We start from the raw sequence: 18,459 nt of genomic DNA, 5'->3' as shown, positions 1-18,459 counted from the left end.
CCCTGACCTGCGATAAGAAGGCGGGCGCGTCCGTCCGCGTGTGCACTGCGAACCCAGCGTCTACCAGAATCGCGCAGCGTCCACACACGGCGTGGGCACTGCGCGATTCTGGTAAGCACTCAATGTAACCTACGGTTTGCGCCCCCCTACTGGAAGGTACAGTCGTCTTCTATGAGCGAGAAGTACGTACCCAACTATGGCGATTTGGAGCATTTTCGCTATGAAAGGTTAGTCCGAACCAAGTCCGGGGCCTACCAGATAGCCTGCTGGCAGGGCTACCTCGGCACCCACGAATTCTTTCTGGGCAACACCTTCAAAGGCTGGGCTACGCTCCTACTCACTGTGGCAGCCGCTGGCCTACTCATCTACGGGTGGATACTCGGGCTTCTCCTACTGATTCTTGCCATCTGCCTCAATATCGCAGCGGTACGAGCCATCGCCGCATCAGACCCAAGCAGCGATATCTACGGTGAAGAGTGCGGAGCTGTCTTTCATAGCCTCCACATGGTGAGCCCCTTCTCCATCATGTGGGGTATCAACCTGTGGAAAGACAAAACACCCACCGACCCTCCGCCGCCCGACATGGACTAGGCGGGGGCAGGCGTCCGCTCCCCTAGCCGCCGCTAATATCTAGTTCGGCGTCCACTAGACCCAGACGCTCGGCGTCCCCCAGGAGGCGGGAGTTCAGCCAGCCATCGGGCAGGTGAGGCTTCTTGGGGTTACCAGCTCGGCCACGCGGCCCCTCAACAGCAGCACCAGGGTAGCCGATAGAGTGATCCAGCTCAGCCAGGTACTCACGGAAAGCGGTGAGAGTGGGAACAGTAGACATCTTGGCGCGCAATTTACCGCCCACCGGGTAGCCATGGAAATACCAGGCCACATGCTTACGAATCTCCCGCAGGCCACGGGACTCATCACCAAAAGTCTCAACCAGCAGCTCAGCATGGCGGTAAATCATGTCAGCCACCTCAGAAACAGAGGGGCGGTGGCGCTCTTCAGACCCTTCAAAAGCATTCTGCAAGTCACCAAAGAGCCAGGGGCGGCCCTGGCAGCCACGACCCACCACAATGCCGTCCACCCCGGTCTGCTCGACCATGGCGATGGCGTCCTCAGCAGAAAAAATATCGCCATTACCCAAAATCGGCACATCGGGGATAGCCTCACGCAAACGGGCGATAGAACCCCAATCGGCCTTACCAGAGTAGTGCTGGGCGGCAGTGCGCCCATGCAGGGCGATAGCCGCAACCCCCGCGTCACGAGCTATTTTGGCTGATTCCAGGTAGGTCAGGTGGTCCTCATCGATGCCCTTACGCATTTTGATGGTCAGGGGAATATCGTTGCGGGAAGCCTCACGCACCGCGGTCTGGACGATAGCCGTGAAAAGGTCAGTCTTCCAGGGCAGGGCAGACCCGCCGCCAAGCTTAGTGACCTTGGGGACGGGGCAGCCAAAGTTCAGGTCGATATGGTCGGCGCGGTCTTCTTCGACCACCATGCGAATTGCTTTGCCCACGTTGACGGCGTCCACCCCGTAAATCTGGATAGAGCGAATTTTCTCGTCGCCGTCGTGGTCAATGATGCGTAGAGACTCAGGGTTGCGTTCGACCAAGGAGCGGGCGGTCACCATCTCGGTTACATAGAGCCCGCCGCCGTAGTCGCGGCAGAGCCTGCGGAAGGCCTTATTGGTAACGCCTGCCATGGGGGCCAGCACTACCGGGGTGTCGATGGTCTGTTTGCCTAGCTGTAGGGGCGGCAGTTTTAGCTGCTTAGCGCGGGCCGGCATCTGCCCGGTCCCAAGAGTCTCTTCTGTCATAACCTACCAATTCTGGCATAAAGGCCACCTGGTGCGCTGTTAGCTAGAGCAATAGGTAAGGACGCCCACCCCCGCTCCCCGACCCGGCACCGGTTAGGGGTGGGGTTGGGAAGGTGGGGGCAGGCGTCGTGAGAGATAAAAGGGGGTGTGTCTTTAGGGTGTGGGGCGCCCGCCGGTAAGGCCCAGGGTCTCACCCGATACGTAGCTTGCCTCATCTGAGGCGAGGTAAACATAGGCCCCAGCGATTTCGGCAGGCTGGCCGGCTCTGCCCAGGGGCGTGTCTTGCCCGAATTGGGTGAGCTTTTCTTGGGGCTGGCCGTGGCTAGGTTGCAGTGGGGTCCAGAAGGGGCCGGGGGCGATGGCGTTGACGCGGATACCGCGCGGTGCTAGGGCCTGGGCCAGGCCCTTGCTGAAGTTGTTCATTGCCGCCTTGGTCAGGGCGTAATCCAGCAGAGTTTCGCTGGGCTCATAGGCCTGGATTGAGGAGGTGAAGATGATAGCTGACCCAGGCTCAAGGTGCGGTAGTGCCGCTTTGGTGACCCGGTAGGAGGAGTAGACGTTAGCTTTCATGGTGGAGTCGAAGTCTTCGTCTGAAATGTCTTCGAGTTTTTCGTGCCAGACCTGGCGGCTGGCGTTGTTGACCAGAATATCTAGCCCACCAAAGGCTTCTACTGTCTGCTTAACGATCTGCTGGCAGTGTTCACGTTCTCGTAGGTCCCCGGGTAGTGCTAGGGCTTTAACACCGGCTTGCTCAATCTGTTCGATGATGAGGCGGGCATCTGGTTCTTCTTCTGGCAGGTAGGCGATAGCGACATCGGCGCCTTCGCGTGCGTAAGCGATGGCAACTGCTGCCCCGAGACCGGAGTCGCCACCGGTGATAAGGGCGCGGCGCCCTTTGAGTCTGCCGTTTCCTTTGTAGGTGTCGATGCCTAGGTCAGCTTTGGGGGTCATCTCTGCGTCAAGGCCGGGTTCGGGCTGGGTTTGTTTGGGAGGGGCAATGACGGGGTATTTGCTGCGGGGGTCTACGAGGTGGGCCATTTTTCGTCCTTTGGGGTTGGGGGTTATAGGAAAGGGCCCCGGGTGGTTTTCCCGGGGCCCTGCGTGAGGCTGTTCAGCGCTAGAGGCTTAGTCTAGTGCTTACTTCTTGTCGCCTTCTACAACGATTTCTTCCTTGCGGACGTCTGCTGAGACGCGCTCGGTGTCGGTGTGTACTTCCTTGCCTACAGAGACGCGCTCAGTTGCTACGGTCTCGGTGGAGACTACGGGGCGCTCTTCGTGGGCGGTGACGGTGACGTCTGCGTGTGCCTCTGCGGAGTCGAAGTCGTAGTTGTTGACGACTTCGCCGTCCTTGAGGTTGGTGCGCTCAACGACGATTTCTTCCTTGCGGACGGGCACCTCGACGGTTTCGGTGTCGGTGCGGACGACCTTGCGCAGGCGGACCTGGCCGGTCTGGGTTGCGCTGGTGGCAGTGCCTACGTTGAGGCGCTCTTCGTGAGCTACAACGTCGCCGTGTTCAGCGGTGTTGGTTGCATGGGTTGCAGGTGCGCCGGTGGCAGGACGCTCGGTGTGAGCTACACCTGCGGTGGCGGTGCCTGCAGTAAGTGAGTAGTACTCGTAGAGACGCTGCTCTTCAGCGGGTGAGAGTTCGCCATCTTCTGCGATGTTGGGGGCATCCTTGACGAATTCCTTGGTGTAGGGGACGTGGATTTCGTCGCCTGCATAGCGAGCCTGGTCCACGGGGATGAAGGATTCGTTGGTGCCGAAGAAACCGGTGTTGACGGTGACGAAGGTGGGTTCGCCGGTCTGTGCGTCCAGGTAGAGCTCGCCTACGTGACCGATCTTTTCGCCGTCGGTGCCGAAAACGGTGCTGTTGCGCAGGGTTTCAATGGTTTCGTTGGTAGCCATGAGCTATTGCCTTTCTTTGCGACTCTCAGTACGAGTTGTTGCTTCAGCGATAGACTCCCTATGAGTGCTATCAGTAGGCTGAACAACTGTTTATAACACTACATACTTTCAGTAGACTGAGCAAGTTCATAAGCGGGCTTTTTAAGAAAAATGACAAGATTTCACTCTGAGACAAAACAAAGAACACCATAAAGCCAAACAGTGTATATACAGCACCAAGGCACCTAGTCACCATCTTCCTAGCAGGTATTACCCAACAAGGTAACGCAGGTCTATTTTTAAGGTAAACACCCTCTAAAATCATATTTACCATCGGCACATAAGAGGCACTAGGCGCTTGTAGGACGTCAAATAATATCGGCAGATACACCCCGTCCGCTCGACCATAATAAAGACCCCTTGGTTCTCTCTTCACCCCCTCAAAAAGTATGGGGGTGAAGAGAGAACCAAGGGGTCTTAGAAAAAATGTCTGGGTTAGCCGTCCACCAGCACCAGGGACTCGCTGGTCACGGTGGCAGCCCCCATCTTCACGAGCTGGTCAATCAGTACGGCTAGATCCTCCATAGAATCATCAACCTCAACCTGCACCGCATAGGTACCAGTCAGCACCGAAAGAAGCTGCATAATAGCCTCACGGGCACCAGGGTGGCCCACCCGGTAACCGATAGTGATTTCAGTAGCATCATCTTCTGAGACGGGCATCTGCCCGGCATCAACCTCAATAGGGCGGTAGCTCACAGCAAAGGCGATAATATCGCCCTTCTTACCATTAGCCTGGGCACGCAGCACATCATCACGCAAGACCACAGCGCCCAGAGCCTCAGCCTCATCAGACAGGAAAAGACGGTTAACCCGGCCGATAGGCATATCGGCTGGCTCATCCCAGGTGTGCACGGCCCGGTAGAACTCCCAGAAACGCTGGGTTAGCTCCACAGACCCGGTAGCTAAATCTTCAATCGCCTGGGTAATACGCTCAGATTCATCCTGGCGTAGGGGCACCGAGGGCACCGCCCCAGCTTCAATACGCACCATACGCGAGCGCTGGGCGACGGTGAAACCGCGGGCAGAAGCAAAGTCTAGGCCGGTGGAGGCTGGTTCCACCTTGGTTCGGAAAGCCGAAGCCGCACTGGGGGCTGAGGCGGCAGCGTCCTTAAGATTCTGCAGAAGTAGGCTACCTAGGCCTGTGCGGCGGTGTTCAGGGGCTACCTCGATGTAGCACCAGAGGCGGGCCGGGTGTAGGTCAGTCTCGTAGATGGTGCCTGCGGCTACGGGCACCCCCTGGTGTTCGGCAACAAGGGTGCGGGAGAAGCGGGCGTCAGAATCTGGCCCGAAGGATGAGCGGAAGGCGGCTACCTGCCGGTTTTCAGCATCGTGCCAGTACTCTAAGAGGGCTAGGGTATCGCCCTCGCGCCAGGGGCGTAGAGTGTAGGTGTTCTCGGCGGTGCTCACGATAGTACCTTTCAGGTAGCCGGTGGGTGTACCCATCTACTTTAGCGCCCCTGCCCTACGGGCGGGCACCTACTGTAGGGGCGTGGTGCACGCTGAGCGTGAAACGGCCAGCAAACACCTTGATTTCACCGGGCTGTCACCGGATAGACTCGAAGGGCTTGAAGTTTATTTGAGTCTATTATTTAGCGTGGTGTTATGACTTCTCCCCTTGCCCACAAGCCCACCCTCTCAGGTTCACTGGTAGAGCTTCGCCCTTTCACCGATGAAGCAATTGATGCCATGATTAGTATTCTGCAAGAGCCCGAGGTGCTCCTGAAAACCGGTACTGCACACTCGCGGGTGACCCAGGGCCGCCCTTTCGATGAGACGAAAACCCGCCAATGGTATTCGCGCCGCAATGAGAAAAAGAAGCGGCTTGACCTTGCTATCTACGCTTTAGATCAGAAAAAGTATGTGGGCGAAGTGGCGTTTAATGAGTTTGACCCCGATAACGGGTCTGTTAATTACCGTATTGCTATCGGTGAAGCTGGCCAGAATAAGGGGTACGGCACGGAGGCTACTCAGCTCATGGTCGATTATGCTTTTGAGAAGCTGGGGTTGCACCGTATTGGGCTTGAGGTGCTGAATTTTAATGAGCGCGCCAAGCACGTCTATACTTCCTGCGGGTTTGTGTCTGAGGGGCGCCGCCGCGAAGCCTTCCTGATTGACGGCGAGTACCACGACGCGGTACTGAAAGCTGTGCTGCGCAGCGACTGGGAGGCCGCCCGCTCAGTGACAGGCCACCTGACCCTCGACTTGAAGCGGGTAGAAATCTAGAAGATATTGTTCTTCTAGGCTGCCTGCGTGCTTCTTCAATAGACGAAAGTCGCCTCTCCCGCTTTGGGGAGGGGCGACTTTTCTGTACCTTCTCTAGGCGTTACAGACGCGTCTTAAGCCAGCTGGCTCGGGGCTGGCGTGATGAAGTGCTCGGGTGCGAGCTAGCGAGCATGTAAGAGAGCACGGAATCAGCCGAGTTTACGAGGCTGGGCGAGCCCCAGGCGAGGAGCGAGAGGGTCGCTGGCAGAGACGCGTCTGTAGCGCCGTTGCTCACGCACGGCCGTCCTTTTGTGTATCTAAACTACGCTACCTACTTGGTCAGCTTGTCTGCTAGGTAGGCGGTGACCTTGTCCAGGGAGACGCGTTCTTGGGTCATGGTGTCGCGTTCGCGGATGGTAACTGCCTGGTCTTCGAGGGTGTCGAAGTCTACGGTGATGCAGAAGGGGGTACCGATTTCGTCCTGGCGGCGGTAGCGGCGGCCGATGGCGCCGGAGTCGTCGTAGTCGATGTTCCAGTTGCGGCGCAGCTCGTTAGCGAGCTTCTTGGCGGTGGGCACCAGGTCTTCCTTCTTGGACAGGGGAAGGACGGCGGCCTTGACCGGGGAGAGGCGCGGGTCGAGTTTGAGTACGGTGCGCTTATCTACCCCGCCCTTGGTGTTGGGGGCTTCGTCTTCAACGTAGGAGTCCACCAGGAAGGCCATCATGGAACGGGTCAGACCGAAGGAGGGCTCGATGACGTAGGGGACGTAGCGTTCGCCGCTGCCCTGGTCGAAGTATTCGAGCTTGGCGTTGGAGTGTTCATTGTGGACGCCCAGGTCGTAGTCGGTGCGGTTGGCAACGCCCATAAGTTCGCCCCATTCGGAGCCCTGGAAGCCGAAGCGGTATTCGAGGTCGATGGTGCCGTCTGAGTAGTGGGCGCGGTCTTCTGCCGGGACATCGAATTTGCGCATGTTGTCGGGGTTGATGCCTAGGTCGATGAACCAGTTCCAGCAGTCTTCTACCCACTGGTCGAAGTACTTCTGTGCGTCGTTGGGGTGCACGAAGTATTCGATTTCCATCTGTTCGAATTCGCGGGTGCGGAAGATGAAGTTACCGGGGGTGATTTCGTTGCGGAAGGCTTTACCGATTTGGCCGATGCCGAAGGGCGGACGCTTGCGGGCGGCGGTGACGACGTTGTTGAAGTTGACGAAGATGCCCTGGGCGGTTTCGGGGCGCATGTAGTGCAGGCCCTCTTCGTTATCGACGGGGCCTAGGAAGGTTTTCATGAGGCCGGAGAAGGCTTGGGGTTCGGTCCAGGCGCCTTCCTGGCCGGTTTCGGGGTCGCGGATATCTGCTAGGCCGTTGGCTGGTTCGTGGCCGTGCTTGGCGACGTAGGCTTCGATGAGGTGGTCGGCGCGGTAGCGCTTGTGGGTGTGGAGGGATTCAACGAGGGGGTCGGTGAAGGTTGCTACGTGGCCTGAGGCTTCCCAGACTGCCTTGGGCAGGATGATGGAGGAGTCCAGCCCGACCATGTCTTCGCGGGCGCGGACGAAGGTCTGCCACCATTGCTGACGGATGTTTTCTTTGAGTTCGGCACCGAGCGGGCCGTAGTCCCATGCTGAGCGGGATCCACCGTAGATTTCACCTGCCTGGAAGACGAATCCGCGGCGTTTTGCCAGTGAAATAACGTTATCGAGTTTGGACTTCGGTGCCATAGGTGTTTTTTCTCCTGTGAGCCTGCGCCACCGGTTGTGGCGTGCTTGGATGTGAAAGGACGTGGGCCGGGGTGGCGCACTCGCTCTTAAGCCTACCGCACCTAGGGGCGTGGGTGCTGGCGCAGGTAGAGTGGTGGGTATGAGTATTGAGTCTGTTTTTATTCGTGATGAGATGATTCGTCTGGGCCAGTTTTTGAAGCTGGCGAATCTGGTGGAGAACGGGGTGCATGCCCGTGAGGTCATTCAGGAGGGCCTGGTGAAGGTGAATGGGGAGATTTGTGAGCAGCGGGGGCGTCAGTTGCATGCTGGGGATACCGTTGAGCTTAACGGCATGACGGTGCAGGTCGAAACTGACTAGCCCCCTCTCCTCTTCTTCGGTGTGGTTCTCCTAGGGGAGCACTTTTTCTTTCAAGAAGGCTGAGATGTGGGCCAGTTCTGCTGCTGCGACACCGTGCCCGATACCGGTGTAGGTTTGGGCGGTGACTGTAGCGTGCTGGGCGGCCCATTCTTGGGTTTCGGCAATATTTGCGGCGGGGATGATGGGGTCAGCTTCGTCGCGACCCCAGAAGAGGGGCAGGGGGTTAGCTGCTAGTTGTTCGTCCTTGAAGTAGCCCTCTCCTCCGGTTACGGCGTAGCCGGAGAGCCCCACGACGGCTTTGACCATATCGGGGCGGGTGCGGGCTACCGAGGTGGCAAGTGCCATACCCTGGGAGAAGCCTAGCAGGGTCACGCTTTCGTAGTCAGCGGCAATAGGTTCAAGCCAGCCCAGCAGGTAGTCTACGGCTAGTTTGATGGCGGTGAAGCCGACGGTTTCTAGCTGCTGGTTGAGGGGCCACCACTGGTAGCCGGTGGCGGGTGCCGGGACGTAGGCGGTGCTGGCGTCCGCCGGTAGCGGGTAGCCGACGGGCTGGGGCGCGCGGACGGACGCGTAGGTCACTGCGTCATGTGGCAGGTAAGAAGTGAGCCCGAGTAGGTCGCGCTCGTGGGAGCCGTAGCCGTGTAGGAGCACCACCAGGTGGGTGCCCCGGCGGTAGGGTTCGGCCTTTGAATATTCAACCGTGTACTGGCTCATGAAACTCTCCTAAGTATGTCTCGGTATGAAGGGCAAGCGTAGGCAGTCTATCTTCCGCAGGTAAGTTTTACGAGCGCCAGCAAGCAAATGTTTGAGCCCTAAGGGTAGATTGCCGACCAACTAGCTGGGGCTTAGGGCTGGTTCTCTTGGCTTGCCTCCAGTCTGGTCTAAGGGCCTGGGGGCGTTCTAAAAGGGGTCAAAAGTTTCTGCATGTATCTTTGTATTGCATAAGTTAGGCTGTGTGAACGTCCTTTAGAATGAGGGGAAAGCGAGTTTTTACGAAAGGGCTCATGATGTCTTTAACTCCTCCTCTTGCCAAGCGTGTACCGGTTGAACGCACCCATCACGGCGATACTTTTGTGGACCACTATGAGTGGCTGCGGGATAAGGGCAATGACGAGGTTCTTGAGCACCTGCGCACTGAGAATGCTTACACCGAGGCTGTGACAGAAGACCAGCAGCCCTTGCGTGAAGCTATTTTTGAAGAGATTAAGGGCCGCACCCAACTAACTGATATGTCGGTTCCTTCCCGCCGCGGGGCCTGGTGGTACTTTAACCGCACGGTTGCCGGTGAACAGTACCCGGTTATGTGCCGTGTCCCTGCCCTGACCGAGGGCAGTGTGGAAGAGCGCTACCGGCCTCCGGTTATCCGCCCTGGTGAGCCTCTTGAGGGTGAGCAGGTGGTGCTGGACTGCAACGAGTTTGCCCGTGGCATGGCCTTCTTCTCGCTGGGTTCTTTCCAGGTCACCCGTGATGGTTCCCTACTGACCTTCAGTGTTGATGATTCTGGTGATGAACGCTACACCCAATACTTTAAGAACCTTGATACGGGTGAAATTCTTGATGAGAAGGTAGAGGACGTCTTCGCGGGGGCTTTCTTTGCTTCTGGCGCTAAGCACCTGATTTATTCGGTGGTTGATGAGGCCTGGCGCCCCTATGAGGTGCGCGCCCACACTATTGGTAGCAGCGCCTCTGAAGATTTTGCCCTCTACCGTGAGGATGATCCTGGGCTCTGGTTGGGTGCTGGTATGTCCTCCTCCCGCACCCATGTGGTGATTACTTCTGCTAATTCGGAGTATTCAGAGACCCGCATTATTAACATTCATGAGTTGGGGCAGGTAGAGCCCACACTCATCATCACACGGGACGCCGGTATTGAGTACTCCACCGATGTTATCGATATTGGGGGCACCGGCTACCTGGTCATCGGCCATAACTATCAGGCCCCCAACGGTGAGGTAGTGCTGGCACCCCTGCGCGAACGCTACGTCCCCTTTGACGACTTCAAGGCCAGCTGGGTGCCCTTGGTTCCCCACCGGGCGGACGTCCGCCTGGAAGGCTTCAAGTTCTCCCGCAACCACCTGGTGCTCATGGCCCGTGAGAACACCACCGTCAAGGTCTTTGTGGCCCCGCGTAGCGCCCTGGCTGAGCAGGTGGCCAGCGGCCACCCCCAGGGTATTGAGCTCTATGAGCCGGGAGGCTTTACCGAAGAGCTTTACACCTCAGCTTTCTCTGGTGTGAATATCATGTCACCGGTCATCCGGCTGAACTACACCTCTTACCTGACCCCCAACAGTGTCTACGACTATTTCCCAGACACCGACGAGCTGGTGCTGCGCCGGCGCACCCCCGTCATTGGCTACCAGCCAGAAAAGTACATCTCTTACCGCATGTGGGCACCGGCAGCAGATGGGGCCATGATTCCCCTGTCTATCATGCACCGCGCCGACCTCGATAAAACACGTGAAAACCCCGTGATTCAGTACGGCTACGGGTCCTATGAGTCCTCCATGGACCCTTATTTCTCCACCGCCCGCCTGAGCGTGCTAGACCGCGGCGTCATCTTCGTTGTAGCCCATGTGCGCGGCGGCGGTGAGATGGGTCGTGCCTGGTACACCGAGGGGAAGAAACTGGCCAAGAAAAACACCTTCACCGACTTCATCGACGCCACCGACTTCCTAGCCTCCCAAGACTGGGTGGATGCCAACCGTATCGGCATCATGGGCGGGTCAGCTGGTGGCCTGCTCATGGGCGCTGTTGTGAATATGGCCCCTGAAAAGTATGCAGTCTGCCTGGCCCAGGTGCCTTTCGTTGATGCTCTCACCACCATTCTTGACCCCGACCTGCCGCTCTCGGCCCTGGAATGGGAAGAATGGGGCAACCCCATTACTGACCGGGAGGTCTACGACTATATGAAGTCTTATACCCCCTACGAGAACATCCGCCCCGTCACATACCCGGCCATTGCTGCTGTCACCTCCTTGAATGACACCCGCGTCTTCTACGTCGAACCGGCCAAATGGGTAGCGGCCTTACGCGAAACCATTGACCCGGCCTCCCCCACTCCCCTGCTCAAAATTGAGATGGACGGCGGGCACGGCGGCGGGTCAGGACGCTACACCGCCTGGCGCGAAATCGCCTGGGACTACGCCTTTCTCCTCACCCACCTGGGTGCCAGCACCCTCTCTGAGTAACCCCGCCCATGTCACCGTCCGCTGATCTGGTAGATCTGACCCCGCGCGTCCCCCACCAAATCCTGCTCTCCCTGCTCAACAAACCGCCCTATCGGGAAAAATGGATGCGGCACGTACAAAGACGGCGGGGTAACTCCATCAACCAGCGAGCCGTAGCCACCTTCATCGCCTACGAGCTCTCAGACTACCTCGAGCACGACATTGACCCAGCCACCATCAAAGACAGGGTTTCACGGGCCCTCAACGGCGAAGCAATTTCGGACGCCACCGCCCACATGTTCATCACAGCCTTCGAGTTCACCGCAGCCGAAGCTAGAGAACTACAGCGGGCCCTCTCTACCCACAGCCTTAGCCGTAAGCTAGCCCAGCGAGCAGAAACCCTCACCAGAGCCGAACGCACCATTGATACCCGCAATTACACCTCCCTCTCCACTCTCATGGACGGGCACGTCGATGCGTTCGGGTTCATGCGCTACTTCCTTGTCACCGAAATCATCCGCTCCGAGATTGATGAGCTCACCCTCATCTGCCCCCGTTTTGAGTGCACCGACTCAACCATCACCCTGATTGAGGGCGGCCAGCTCATCTCCCGTAACGAGCAGACAGGCGCTCACATCCACCACCAAGAAAACACCATGTGGCAGCTCGCCATCCAGCCACCAGCACCTATCCGCTACGGCCAGGTGCATCAGATTCGCTACCGCATCGACATGGACATCGACCCCATGCTCGTTGAGCAAGAAAAATTCAACTACGCATCCCTAGGCCCCTTCACCCCAGCCAGATTCAACACCAGCCTGGCCCTAACCTTCGATGCCCCACCCACCAACATGCACCAGAAAATCTGGTCCCACACCATGAGCGATCAAAACCTCATGGAAGTCATAGAACTACCAGCCCAGCTACGCTATTCCATGAGCTTCCCCATCACCGAAGACACCATCTTCGCCTACTTCTGGGAATGCAACTATGAAGGAGCTATCCGCCACTACCACGGAAACGACCCCTCCTGGCTCTCCCGTCTCACCACCAACACCACCACGCCCCTACCATGAGCAGCACACCCACATCAGATTCAACCACCCACCTGGTCAGCTCCCTCCTGCGCTCAGAACTCCTTGAGCCCTACGTCCGCGAAACCTGGGAACGCTACGTTCACCACGAAAAACTCGGCGAATCCAACCCCTTTTCTATCAGGGCAATCGCCCGGGCCATCAGCGCCCACCAGCACACGGTCTACGGCCTAGAAATCCCACCCTATAAGTACAAAGACCGGGTACGGCGGGCCATCACCGGCGAACATATAAGCAGCGAAACCATCGACCTGTTCAGCGAAACTTTCAGCTTCGACGAACGCACCCAAAAAGCCCTGCACAAGGCCGCAACCCAGGGCTTTGACGACTCCGAAACCCTACAGTTTCTCCGCAATAACCCCCAGGTGCTCACCTCAAGCTGCTACCTCGATATCCTCCTTGACCCAGCAGACCTAGAAGCTTTCACCCTCAACGCCACCTACACCCTACTGAGCCTAGAATCAGGGTGCTCCGCCTTCGTCTTTGCCCTCCCCCAGGGCCAAGAACTCACCTGCACTAACCAGCACTTCACCGTCTCGCGTGTGAGTAAAGACCAAGAATGGGTCTTCACCCCCACCAGTTTCATCCCACCCTTGCAAACCTTCATGCTACGCTTTAGCGTCCGCGGTAGAGTCCACCCACCAGCAGATGGCAGCTACCAGCTACTGTTGCCTTTCACCCACCGCAGCTACTCCGCAGCTATCAAACTCACCGCAACCGGAACCCCCTTGACCGTGAGCTTCACCGAACAGGCAAGCGGCAGTAAAGCCCCTGCCCGCACTACCTGCGCTCAGACCATCACTGACTACCTCTCCCACTTCTACCCCAGCCTCAAGGACACCACCCTCACCCTCAGCTGGGCACCAGCAACCACCTAGGTAGCACCGCTGTCAGCCGGCTTCGTCTGCCCCCGTGTTAAGGCTCGCCCTAGAACTGCGATATAAGCGAGACGTAGCAGAACATAACCTAATACGTGTAAGGCATGGTGGATGTGGTAACCACCTTCCCTTGCACTCGATTTTATAACCGGTGCAGGAGGCTCAGAGCTTCTGAAAGGCAGCACGCCCCTGGTGCATGTTTTCGCTCCTAGTTGTCCCCCCTTGTACTAGTGTGAGAGCCTCTCACCGTGTTAAATCGAGAACCCAGGTAGCTTCAGTGCGATTTTTTTGCTACCTACCCTGGCGGCCGGTCAACCTTCCCTAGTGCACCGGCCCTTGGCCGCGTAGAGCTCTTCACCTCAGAGCCCTACCCGCGGTACATATCAATAAGGCGCCCCTCCTTCCCAGAGCGGGCGCCTTTTTGTACCCATGTACACCAAGCCCGCACACGCCCCAAAGACCGTTGTGCCAGCACACCCCAAAGACCGTTGCGCCAGCACACCCCAAAGACCGTTGCGCCAGCACACCCCAAAGACCGTTGTGCCAGCACACGCATGAAAAGAAAAACCGGGTGCCCTCCCTTTGAAGAAGAGCACCCGGTCAGCACATTAGCTAGCTAGTGGGATGTTTAGCCCTCAACACCCAGCTTTTCAAGAATCAGCTCGCGCACGCGTCCGGCATCTGCCTGGCCACGGGTAGCCTTCATGACCTGACCAACCACAGCGCCAGCAGCCTGAACCTTACCGGCACGAATCTTATCGGCAACATCAGGCATAGCAGCCAGGGCCTCATCGATAGCAGCGGTCAGGGCCGAATCATCAGACACCACAGCCAAAGAGCGCTTCTCAACGATCTCAGCGGGGGTGCCTTCGCCTTCAATGACGAAACCCAGCACCTGGCGGGCGATCTTATCGTTAATCTTCTTGCCCTCAATGAGCTGGTTGAGCTCAACGATAGTAGCGGCGGTTGCACCGGTTTCAGTCAGCTCAACCTCACGCTCCTTGGCGATACGGGCAATCTCACCCATCCACCACTTACGAGCAACAGCGGCAGGGGCACCAGCGGCAACGGTCTCTTCAATGGCGTCCATGGCACCAGCGTTGACCACATCGCGGAACTCCTCATCGGAGAAGCCCCAGTCAGCTTTGAGACGGCGGCGACGCTCAGCCGGAGGCTCAGGAAGCTCCGCGCGCAGACGCTCAATCCACTCAGCGTCAGTCACCACCGGAACCAGATCAGGCTCAGGGAAGTAACGGTAGTCATCAGCGTCAGACTTGGGGCGGCCGCTGGTGGTCTCGCGGGTGTCCTCATGCCAGTGGCGAGTTTCCTGCACAACCTTTTGACCAGCGTCCAGAACTGCTGCGTGACGCTGAATCTCATAGCGCACCGCACGCTCAACCGAGCGCAGAGAGTTCACGTTCTTGGTCTCAGAGCGGGTACCGAACTCGGTGCTACCCTTAGGCATGAGCGAGACGTTAGCATCGCAGCGCACGTTACCGCGTTCCATACGGGCATCAGAAATACCCAGGTTCTTCACGATTTCGCGGATAGCTGCCACGTAGGCGCGGGCCAGCTCAGGGGCCTTATCCCCTGCACCCACGATGGGGCGGGTAACAATTTCAATCAGGGGCACACCGGCACGGTTGTAGTCCACCAGGGAGAAATCTGCACCCTGGATACGGCCAGCAGTACCACCCTTGTGGGTCAGCTTACCGGCGTCCTCTTCCATGTGGGCGCGCTCAATATCAATGGTGAAGACGGTGCCGTCCTCCAGCTCAACATCCAAGGACCCGTTAGCGGCGATGGGCTCATCGTACTGGGAGGTCTGGAAGTTCTTGGGGGTATCGGGGTAGAAATAGTTCTTACGGGCAAAGTGGCTGATAGGTGCGATCTCGCAGCCCAGAGCCAGACCCAGCTTGATAGCAGACTCAACAGCCTTACCGTTGGCCACCGGCAGCACACCGGGCAGGCCCAGCGAGACGGGGGTGACGTTGGTGTTGGGGGTATCACCAAACTCGTTAGGAGCGGCATCGAACATCTTGGTCTTGGTGTTGAGTTCAACGTGAACCTCGAAGCCCAGTACGGGGTCGTACTTCTCCATGGCTTCTTCAAAGGACAGGATTTCCTCAGACATTTACTTAGCTCCCTCGAAGTCAAAGTCACGAATCAGGGCGGCAGTATCAGGTAGCTGCTCGTGCAGGTAGCCACCCCACTTGGCGGTCAGCAGGGCCTCCAGGCCAGCACCGGCGCGGTAGAGGCGGGCGTCCTCATGGGCAGGTGCGGTGAACTGGATGCCTATCGGCAGACCGTCCTCATCTGCCAGGCCACCGGGCAAGGAAAGTGAGGGCACACCGGCAAGGTTAGTGGGCACAGTGGCAATATCGCCCTTGTACATGGCCATGGGATCGCCCTTGGTCTTCTCCCCCAGCTTGTAGGCGGTGGTAGGAGCAGTGGGGCTAATCAGCACATCTGCGACCTCAAAGGCCTGAGCGTAATCGCGCTGAATCAGGGTACGCACCTTCTGGGCAGAACCGTAGTAGGCATCGTAGTAGCCAGCAGACAGGGCGTAGGTACCCAGAATAATACGGCGCTTAGCTTCTGCACCGAAACCGGCTGCACGAGAGGCAGCCATGACGCGCTCAATCGTGACGTTACCCTCTTCAGGTAGCTGACGCAGACCGAAACGAACACCGTCATACTTAGCCAGGTTTGAGGAAACCTCAGAGGACATAATCAAGTAGTAGGCCCCAATAGCTTCCTTAACGGAAGGCAGAGAAACCTCAACGATTTCTGCACCGGCTTCTTTGAGCAGTTCCAGGGACTCATTGAAACGAGCCATCACACCAGCCTGGAAGCCCTCACCGGTGAGCTCCTTGATGACGCCAACGCGCAGGCCCTTGAGGCCACCTTCAGCAGCACCGGCGCGAGCAGCATCCGCATAGGCGGGCACTGGCTCGTTCAGGGAGGTAGAGTCCTTGGGGTCGTAGCCGCCGATAACCTCGTGCAGCAAGGCAGTATCGAGGACGGTACGGGCACAGGGGCCTACCTGGTCCAGGGAAGATGCCATAGCAATCACACCGTAGCGGGAGACAGAGCCGTAGGTGGGCTTCACGCCGACCGAGCCGGTAACCGCTGCGGGCTGACGGATAGAACCGCCGGTGTCAGTGCCCAAGGCCAAGGGAGCCTGGAAGGCTGCCACAGCGACCGCGGAGCCACCGCCTGAGCCACCGGGAATACGGTCCAGGGCCCAGGGGTTGCGGGTCACGCCAAAGGCTGAGTGCTCGGTGGAAGAACCCATAGCGAACTCATCGAGGTTAGTCTTACCCAGAATAGGCATGCGAGCCTCACGAATCTTCTGGGTGACGGTGCCGTCATAGGGGCTCATCCAGCCTTCAAGCATGCGGGAGGCAGCAGTGGTGGGCTGGCCCTTGGTGACAATAAGATCCTTGACAGCGATGGGGACGCCTGCCAAGGCAGGGAGTTCTTTACCGGCTGCACGATCTGCATCGACGCTAGCGGCTACCTCAAGGGCTTCTTCAGCGTTCAGGTGCAAGAAAGCGTTGAGACCGCTCTTACCGGCTGCGCGGTTTTCTGCATCTAGGGGTTCACCGTCGGTAGCGGTGATGTGGTCAATGTAGGCCTGGGTCGCCTCAACAGAGGTCAGTTCGCCAGCGGCCAGCTTCTCAGCAAGTTCTGCTGCAGAAAGTTTGATGATGTCCTTCATGCCCGCTCCTTAGTCTTCGTCCAGAATTGCCGGAACCTTGAACTTACCGTCCTCAGCGTCGGGGGCACCTGAGAGCGCTTCCTCAGCACTCAGGGTTTCGCCCACCACGTCCTCACGGAAAACGTTCTTCAGCGGGATGGGGTGGCTAGTTGCCGGGATGTCGTCTGAGACAGCGTCTGAGACTGACTTAACGGATTCTACGATGACGTCGAGCTCAGCGGCCATAGCGGCTAGCTCTTCATCAGTCATCTCGATATGAGCCAGCATGGCAAGGTGTGCCACCTGCTCACTCGTAATAGCAGACATAATCACTTCCACGAGTTAGACATAGGTTTTCATTGTCTATCTTAGCCCGCCGACGGTCATAACACGATTTAAAAAGAATTGCCCCCTAGCCTGCACAGGCTAGGGGGCAACAGTGTGAGATCAGAATCCGCTCAAAGGATAAGAACCGGGAAGGTCTTACTTAGCGGGGATGGTCAGAACCCAGCCAACTTCAATGACGTCAGCGTTCTGAATCAGGTCAGCGTTAGCTGCCAGAACTTCGTCCCAGCCGTTGAAGCCGTGAGCGTAAGCGATTTCTGACAGGGTGTCGCCAGCCTTGACGGTGTAGGTGTTAGCTGCAGGTGCTGCTTCAGCAACTGCTTCTGCGGCGGGTGCCTCAGCAACAGCAACCTCGGCTGCAGGAGCTTCTACAGCAACAGGGGCAGCTTCTACAACAACAGGAGCTACGGCAACTTCGGTCACCTCGGTTGCCTGGGGTGCTACAGCTGCAGCAGGAGCAGCAGGTGCGCCTGCGGTGCCGTAAGCGTAAAGGTTCAGCTTGGCAGCGCATGCAGGCCAGGCGCCCCAGCCCTGCATCTGAAGAAGGTTTTCAGCAACACGAATCTGCTCTGCCTTTGAAGCAGCTGCGGGGCTACCGGTGCCACCGGCTGCGTTCCAAGAGGTCTGTGAGAACTGGACGCCACCGTAGTAGCCGTTACCGGTGTTAATGGCCCAGTTGCCACCGGACTCGCACTGTGCGAGGGCTTCCCAAGCTTCGAGGGGAGCGGCGTTGGCTGCGGGGGTAGCTGCCAGGCTTGCTGCTGCTGCGCCACCGATTGCAAGTACTGCTGCTGAACGACGAATGTTGGAAGTCATGAAATGCTCCATTAGGCCACCTTACGCTCTTTCCATCCCTGGACGTCTTTGCGTTGCCGTCTACCCGTAATCGTAGATTGGATTCCTTGAGGCTTTACCCTGTAGACGGCATCAGGTGTGCGGTAGAGCCCAGCATGCGCCCACAGCTTCCACTGTGAGCTATTGACCGTTGCGAAGTGGTTCGTGCCGGTCGTTTTTGATTCGTTGATAACGATAACGTAACGATTTCAGCTTTGCCAACCCCTGTTTGAAACAGATCACCGCACTCCGTGCCTGCCGACACCTCCCCCACCCTCTGGGTGAAGATGTTTTAAAGACAGGCTTGTATCACCCTTAACACCGACACAAAGCGTGTATTTCTGGGGTTTAAATGGGGACAAAAAATTTTAATCACGAGAAACTTGTCTGTTTTTAAGGTAGGTTGC

The 18,459-nt window shown here is 57.9% G+C and carries 16 protein-coding genes; 6 read left to right on the top strand and 10 right to left on the bottom strand.

The genetic code is table 11. The features are described from left to right. Nucleotides 1–171: 171 nt before the first annotated feature. Nucleotides 172–591 (top strand): hypothetical protein, encoded by a 420-nt coding sequence (locus ACEE09_RS02410; protein ID WP_449081747.1) that lies wholly within the window; start codon nucleotides 172–174, stop codon nucleotides 589–591. Between the two features lie 22 nt (nucleotides 592–613). Here the strand turns inward: ACEE09_RS02410 and dusB are convergent, their stop codons facing one another. The 4 genes from dusB to ACEE09_RS02390 form a co-directional block, all read right to left on the bottom strand. Further along, nucleotides 614–1,810: a tRNA dihydrouridine synthase DusB gene (gene dusB, locus ACEE09_RS02405; RefSeq protein WP_449081745.1), complete on the bottom strand. Its 1,197-nt coding sequence runs from the start codon at nucleotides 1,808–1,810 to the stop codon at nucleotides 614–616. A 153-nt stretch (nucleotides 1,811–1,963) separates the two neighbouring features. Further along, entirely contained in the window at nucleotides 1,964–2,848 is an 885-nt protein-coding gene (locus ACEE09_RS02400; RefSeq protein ID WP_449081743.1) for an SDR family oxidoreductase, read from the bottom strand. A gap of 99 nt (nucleotides 2,849–2,947) precedes the next feature. Continuing rightward, nucleotides 2,948–3,715 carry a DUF2382 domain-containing protein gene (locus tag ACEE09_RS02395; protein WP_449081741.1) on the bottom strand — a complete coding sequence of 256 codons (768 nt, stop codon included), beginning with the start codon at nucleotides 3,713–3,715 and terminating at the stop codon, nucleotides 2,948–2,950. Nucleotides 3,716–4,189: 474 nt separating this feature from the next. Beyond that, complete coding sequence (locus ACEE09_RS02390) at nucleotides 4,190–5,164, bottom strand: GNAT family N-acetyltransferase (protein WP_449081739.1); 975 nt, start codon at nucleotides 5,162–5,164, stop codon at nucleotides 4,190–4,192. Between the two features lie 195 nt (nucleotides 5,165–5,359). Between ACEE09_RS02390 and ACEE09_RS02385 the strand changes: the two genes are divergently transcribed. Next, nucleotides 5,360–5,980, top strand: a complete 621-nt coding sequence (locus ACEE09_RS02385; protein ID WP_449081738.1) for a GNAT family N-acetyltransferase — start codon at nucleotides 5,360–5,362, stop codon at nucleotides 5,978–5,980. Nucleotides 5,981–6,290: 310 nt separating this feature from the next. Here ACEE09_RS02385 and ACEE09_RS02380 read toward each other — a convergent pair whose 3' ends face one another. After that, nucleotides 6,291–7,673: a glycine--tRNA ligase gene (locus ACEE09_RS02380; protein WP_449081736.1), complete on the bottom strand. Its 1,383-nt coding sequence runs from the start codon at nucleotides 7,671–7,673 to the stop codon at nucleotides 6,291–6,293. A gap of 139 nt (nucleotides 7,674–7,812) precedes the next feature. On the opposite strand from ACEE09_RS02380, the gene ACEE09_RS02375 reads away from it, so the two are divergent. Next, nucleotides 7,813–8,031, top strand: a complete 219-nt coding sequence (locus ACEE09_RS02375) for an RNA-binding S4 domain-containing protein (protein ID WP_449081734.1) — start codon at nucleotides 7,813–7,815, stop codon at nucleotides 8,029–8,031. Between the two features lie 30 nt (nucleotides 8,032–8,061). On the opposite strand, the gene ACEE09_RS02370 is transcribed toward ACEE09_RS02375, so the two are convergent. Next, nucleotides 8,062–8,745 carry an alpha/beta hydrolase gene (locus ACEE09_RS02370; protein WP_449081732.1) on the bottom strand — a complete coding sequence of 228 codons (684 nt, stop codon included), beginning with the start codon at nucleotides 8,743–8,745 and terminating at the stop codon, nucleotides 8,062–8,064. A gap of 290 nt (nucleotides 8,746–9,035) precedes the next feature. Here ACEE09_RS02370 and ACEE09_RS02365 point away from each other — a divergent pair, with 290 nt between their 5' ends. Genes ACEE09_RS02365 through ACEE09_RS02355 form a run of 3 tightly spaced genes read left to right on the top strand, consistent with a single transcriptional unit; the run spans nucleotide 9,036 to nucleotide 13,170 of the window. Further along, the gene (locus ACEE09_RS02365) at nucleotides 9,036–11,219 is read left to right on the top strand and encodes a S9 family peptidase (RefSeq protein WP_449081731.1); all 2,184 of its coding nucleotides are present in this window, start codon (nucleotides 9,036–9,038) and stop codon (nucleotides 11,217–11,219) included. Nucleotides 11,220–11,227: 8 nt separating this feature from the next. After that, on the top strand, nucleotides 11,228–12,274 hold the full coding sequence (locus ACEE09_RS02360) for a hypothetical protein (protein ID WP_449081729.1): 1,047 nt from the start codon (nucleotides 11,228–11,230) through the stop codon (nucleotides 12,272–12,274). Continuing rightward, entirely contained in the window at nucleotides 12,271–13,170 is a 900-nt protein-coding gene (locus ACEE09_RS02355; protein WP_449081727.1) for a hypothetical protein, read from the top strand. The genes ACEE09_RS02360 and ACEE09_RS02355 overlap by 4 nt, the downstream gene beginning before the upstream one ends. A 628-nt stretch (nucleotides 13,171–13,798) precedes the next feature. Here the strand turns inward: ACEE09_RS02355 and gatB are convergent. The 4 genes from gatB to ACEE09_RS02335 form a co-directional block, all read right to left on the bottom strand. Continuing rightward, nucleotides 13,799–15,304 carry an Asp-tRNA(Asn)/Glu-tRNA(Gln) amidotransferase subunit GatB gene (gatB, locus tag ACEE09_RS02350; RefSeq protein ID WP_449081726.1) on the bottom strand — a complete coding sequence of 502 codons (1,506 nt, stop codon included), beginning with the start codon at nucleotides 15,302–15,304 and terminating at the stop codon, nucleotides 13,799–13,801. Next, complete coding sequence (gene gatA / locus ACEE09_RS02345; protein ID WP_449081724.1) at nucleotides 15,305–16,894, bottom strand: Asp-tRNA(Asn)/Glu-tRNA(Gln) amidotransferase subunit GatA; 1,590 nt, start codon at nucleotides 16,892–16,894, stop codon at nucleotides 15,305–15,307. Nucleotides 16,895–16,903: 9 nt separating this feature from the next. Next, nucleotides 16,904–17,200: an Asp-tRNA(Asn)/Glu-tRNA(Gln) amidotransferase subunit GatC gene (gatC, locus tag ACEE09_RS02340; protein ID WP_449081722.1), complete on the bottom strand. Its 297-nt coding sequence runs from the start codon at nucleotides 17,198–17,200 to the stop codon at nucleotides 16,904–16,906. Between the two features lie 156 nt (nucleotides 17,201–17,356). After that, nucleotides 17,357–18,034, bottom strand: a complete 678-nt coding sequence (locus tag ACEE09_RS02335; RefSeq protein WP_449081720.1) for a transglycosylase family protein — start codon at nucleotides 18,032–18,034, stop codon at nucleotides 17,357–17,359. Nucleotides 18,035–18,459: the final 425 nt, after the last annotated feature.

It is taken from the genome of Rothia sp. 88186D007BW (assembly GCF_053544215.1).
Note: the sequence above shows the minus strand (reverse complement) of the source record. Positions and strands in the feature narration are given on the sequence as shown.